Source organism: Pontibacterium sp. (assembly GCF_041587635.1).
Lineage (GTDB): Bacteria > Pseudomonadota > Gammaproteobacteria > Pseudomonadales > Balneatricaceae > Pontibacterium.
In genome coordinates this window covers 1-4,869 of the sequence record NZ_JBFGYC010000309.1, presented here as the reverse complement: position 1 = coordinate 4,869, position 4,869 = coordinate 1, and the positions used below count along the sequence as shown (strand labels likewise).

Below are 4,869 nucleotides of genomic sequence, written 5' to 3'. Positions count from 1 at the left end.
TGACCGCCTGGCAGGCACTCTTTGACAAAGGGGGACTTCAGGCCGGGCAACGGGTACTGATCTTAGGTGCAGCTGGCGGTGTCGGTCATCTGGCCGTGCAACTCGCAAAATGGGCCGGGGCCGACGTGTATGGTACGGCCTCGGGGCGAAATCACAGTTTTCTGCGTAGCTTAGGTGCCAAAAAACTGTTCGACTATCAGAGCACAAACCTGACAGACGCCGTCAATAACATCGATCTGATCATTGATGCCGTGGGCGGTGAAACGGGTATTGAAGCGCTTTCCTGCTTGAAACCCGGCGGCACGATGGTGACCTTACCCTCCGTCACTAAGGATGCGGTCATCGCTGCGGGCGAAGCACGCAACTTAAGCGTACTGCCAATCCGTGCCGAAGCCAGCGCACAGCAATTGGCAGAGATCGCCCGCCTTTATGATCAGGGTGATTTACGTATCTGCCTAGCGAAAAGCTATCCACTGGATCAGGCAGCCGAAGCGTTTCGACTCAGTGCTGAAGGTCATGTTCGAGGTAAGTTGGTACTTACACTATAAATTCATGCTTAACTACAGATCCCTGTAACTAGCCGATGCCATTCCGTTACCACACAAAAGGCCGCTCATGCGGCCTTTGTATAGACAGGTTTCAACCGGCAATTTAGCCTAGTTTCATCAAAATCTTCACCGACTCACGCAGACGTTCAAACGCTTCTGCCAGACGCTGCACTTCGTCATTCGAGTGAATAGTAATGGCGGTATCAACCTCACCTTTACTGAGACGATCCGCCGCCTGTGTCAGGTAGATCAGCGGATTGGTCAGCGAACTGGAGAGCATTTTTGCGATCACGAAGGCCATCACCACCGCGAGTACAACGAACACTGCCAGTGCAATGACAAAGTTATCCAACAGCTTCAAGACAACCGACTTCGGCGCAATTGCGACCAATCGACCCATCTGATGCTGATGACTTTCGTCTGCAAACAAAGGTGTGGTGGCAACCAGATCATCCAACAGATCTATCTGTACAACCCCGTCAGCCGCCAGCACTTCACGCGACAGCATAGGCCGCTCAGTTGGCATCGACTTACCGTGATTCAAGTCGCGTGCACTGCCCCATTCAAGACCGGTATCACTGTTAGCCAGGTAATAACCGTGATCATCCACCAGCGTAAATTGAATACCACCGTCAGTAGAGGCCTCTTTGATCTGATTCAGGAAGGCTGATGCATCCACGTTCAGAATCAATACCCCAACCAGACGATTACCCACAGCAAACACCGGCGTTGCAAAGCGGATGGTCGGGCGTACCGGGTCTTCCAGTTCACCATCTTCACGGTTCAGATCAATCGGCGAGATGTAGACCTGCCCAAACTCCAGCTTAGCGGCTTCACGGAAATACAAACTGCTGCTTTTGTCACGCAACTGCTCAGGTTGTAAAACCCGACTGAAACCTTCGTCTTCGTTGTGTTCAATACGAATCAGTTCGTTGCCATCGGCACCGACAAAACGCAGCTGGTTATAGATACGTCGGTTTTTTGCCAAACTCAGGAAATCACGAGATAAGCTACGACCGTTCACATCCAGAATTTTCTGATCCTTGATGACCAGGGCGCGACCGTATTGGAACATCGATGCAGAATCACGCAGATAACTCAGATCACCCGGTACATGCTTCAGCACCCCAAATGCGGATCCTGACAGCAGCTGTACCTGACGTTCCAGGTTGCTAACACTCGCGCTTTTAAGGGCGTCGGTGGTGGAGTAGTAAACGTAACCCGCCAAAATCAGTACGGGTAGCAAAGCGACCAGAATCAGGGCGCGCTCAACTTTGGACTTAATCGTTTTCACCGCGTTTCTCCGTTCTATCCTTTGGGCAGTGATGTAGTGGCACGACGGATAAACTCCGCCCGTTTGTCTTCGTTGTCGATAAATTCAGCCAGCCGCCCACACAGATCGGTTAACGGTTCACCGGCGGCTTGCCAGCTGTTTTGCGCGCGGCCAAATACAACCCGTGCCGCCGGACCTATCTGCTCAGCCAGCAGCAACTTGAGTTTCTCCATGTGCACGTTCAGCACGTCTGCCGGTAACTCCTCGGCAACGGCCATCGGTGCGTTATCCGCTTGCGCTTCCGGTGGTTCTGCGGGAGATGCCAGCTCAACGACGGTCGGAGGTGGCGTAGGTTCGGAGACACTGTCGCTTAAAGCGTCTAATAATTTGGCGGTTGCAGAACGCACGGCGGTTTTGATCAGCGCCAGATTGATATTCTTATCTGCCATCAACGCCAGTACGGCGCCATTTTCCAGCCAGTATCCAATCAGCAGATTCTCTTCCAGCTCGATATGCAGTTCGCGGTGGTCTCGCTGTATGCCTTCAACACCCATAAAAATCTGGGTCATCACCTTGGCCACACCGGTCAGGTTTTCATTGAGAATCGAGGGAAAGGTTGAGGCTTTAACCACTTCCTGATGGATAACACACCCGTGTTGAACGCCACCCAGCATTTCCAGGTCTTTCAGAATGGATTGCATGCCTTTAACCCCACTGCAACAGATCATCAAGTTGCTGACGCAGAATCCGCACGGAGGCACGGTTGGAGGACACAACCCCCAGCACCTGCTCCTCCTCTACATACACTGAGACGTTGTCATTGCGCTCACTCTTCAGCACCACGCTCCGCACCCGCCCAAGATCGGATACCTGCTCGAACACCGGCACCATGCCTGCCATAAAGCCGATAAAATCATCCAGCTCCGTATCATCCAGCGATGAGGTCACGATATCGCCCATCTCAGTCGCCAACGCAGCCCCCTCGACGCCTTTGATGTTTAGTACGTCATCCACAATGGAATCTTTCATGACAATGTTCTCTCCGAGGTAATCACTGACCGGTAACTCAGGTGTGGGGGAAACGGTGACACTGCGCTCCGGCGCTTGCTCGGCATCGTCCAACAGCAGCTGCCAGTCGGTCTGTGCCTCTTCACCGACGAAGTCTTGCAGTAGCTTGATCAGATCAACCTTGCTGCGGGCATCGATAAAACGGATCTCTGCCTGCAACCCCAATTCCGCTATCCAGTCTTCGTATTCAGACTGTCGAGGTTCAGGGCGCAGATCCGAGCGGGTCACACCAACAATCAGTTTCTTACGCGTAATCAGGTTGGAAAACTCCTGCACGTAGTATTTCAGGTCTCGATAAGGCGAGGCCCGGGTGTTGTCGATCAGTAGCACCAGTCCCGCACAATCCGCCGCCAGATCATTGGCCAGCAGGTCCCACATAAAACGAAACCGCATCTGACCGGGGGTACCGTAGAGGTGAACTTTCTGTGAGTCGTTTAATGCCAGAGAGCCGTAGTCCATCGCCACGGTGGTGGTCGCTTTACGCGCCGCAGTAACATCGGAAACGGCAGCATCGGTATTCAGACTGGGTTTATCACTGAGGACATTGATCGCCGTGGTTTTACCCGCACCCACAGGTCCTGCAAAGATAAGCTTAAGTTCTGACATAAGGCTGAGTGATCCCGTTAGCGGTCCGTGACTGGCGCTTTCCTCTGCGCCAGTCATTCATTCAAGACCGCAATGGAAACATTGATGTGTGACGTTAATATGACGAACAAGGTGTGATCAGGTGTCCACTGCCCACCTGATGCAGCAGAAAGCCCGAAAAGAAGCAGGGAGACAGAAATAAAGAAAAGTCCGGCATAGATGTACACCGAGAAGATATTCAGGTGGGAAATGAACTAGGGGGCCTGCAAACACGTCCGAAAAGACTCTGGCTTATTCGCCGCTTCCTTAGCTACGATGCACCAGTTCGCGGGTAAGAACGACCGCTTCTTTCAGGAACGCGTCCCTTGGCGCACCGGCTTCCAATTCAACCGCCAGCAACTTGAGCAATGCGGGCAGCTTATATTTGTTCATACCGTATTGGCGTTTCCACTCATTGAGGATGCGGTAGAAACTGATCGCACCGGTTGACCCTAATGTATCCACCATTTTGTCACAGAGCTTATTCATCAGTTCACTCAGTGCTGCGGCATCTTCCTGATGCTGTGCAGAGCCAGCCTGAATAAAGCCGGTCTCACCCACCGGGAAGACCGGTTGCAGATCAGACGATGGCAGTTCTGCGGCTTTCGTCAGGGCTCCCAGAATACGCTTTTTAACCGACCGTACAGAGGTGGCCATCAATGCCATATTGACACCTTTGCGGGTCAACATAAGCAATGTGCAATCCTCTGACAGACGATAGGCCAATAGCAGATGGCGATCCAGTTCCAGATGCAGTTCGGCGTAACTGTGACCGCACTCGTTAATGCCATTGAACAGCTGGCTAACCACCTGCTGACTGCGCACCAGATCCTGTTGTAAGTCCGCCGGACAAGTAGACGCGATCAGGTTACCCTGACTGCTCACACCACTGTGTTGCGCACCGCTGTATGCTTCCAGGTCATGTAAGATACTGAGCACACTTACCCCCACTGCAACAGGTCATTCACCTGCTGTCGAATCATGCGGGTTGAGGTTTTGCGGCTGGATACCACACCTAAAGCCATCCCTTCCCAGACAAACACTGACAGGTTGTTTTCGCTGCGATCACGAAAGACCACATTGTTCACCTGCCCCAAGGCAGAGTTTTCACCCTGATCCTGCACAATACCGGAGGCCAGTGCGATAAAGTTTTCCAGCTGGCTACCTTCCAGCGACGATGTAATCAGATCACCGTTGATGTCGGTCGCCGCGAGGCCTTCAACACCTTCGATGTTGAGCAAACCGTTTACCACGTTCTCTTTGATAACGACCTGTTCGCCGTGATAATCATCGATCTCTACACCGGTATCATCATTGGCAAACTGCGTTCCTTTCTGCTCGACTTCCGCCAGACGC

Annotated in this window: 6 protein-coding genes; 1 reads left to right on the top strand and 5 read right to left on the bottom strand. The window is 52.6% G+C overall.

The window, feature by feature from the left end; genetic code table 11:
• Positions 1-548, top strand: a 548-nt coding sequence (locus tag ABYW01_RS14255; protein ID WP_372833830.1) for an NADP-dependent oxidoreductase, incomplete at its 5' end; no start/stop codon positions are given.
• 103 nt (positions 549-651) lie between these two features.
• Here the strand turns inward: ABYW01_RS14255 and ABYW01_RS14250 are convergent.
• The 5 genes from ABYW01_RS14250 to ABYW01_RS14230 form a co-directional block, all read right to left on the bottom strand.
• Complete coding sequence (locus ABYW01_RS14250; RefSeq protein ID WP_372833827.1) at positions 652-1,842, bottom strand: HAMP domain-containing protein; 1,191 nt, start codon at positions 1,840-1,842, stop codon at positions 652-654.
• A 14-nt stretch (positions 1,843-1,856) separates the two neighbouring features.
• Positions 1,857-2,522, bottom strand: coding sequence for a hypothetical protein (locus tag ABYW01_RS14245; protein WP_372833826.1), 666 nt, complete (start codon positions 2,520-2,522; stop codon positions 1,857-1,859).
• A 4-nt stretch (positions 2,523-2,526) separates the two neighbouring features.
• Entirely contained in the window at positions 2,527-3,495 is a 969-nt protein-coding gene (locus ABYW01_RS14240) for an ATP/GTP-binding protein (protein ID WP_372833824.1), read from the bottom strand.
• A gap of 285 nt (positions 3,496-3,780) precedes the next feature.
• A complete protein-coding gene (locus ABYW01_RS14235; RefSeq protein WP_372833821.1) occupies positions 3,781-4,452 on the bottom strand; it encodes a hypothetical protein in 672 nt (223 codons plus the stop codon).
• A 2-nt stretch (positions 4,453-4,454) separates the two neighbouring features.
• The coding region (locus tag ABYW01_RS14230; RefSeq protein ID WP_372833820.1) for a hypothetical protein at positions 4,455-4,869 on the bottom strand (415 nt) is incomplete at its 5' end.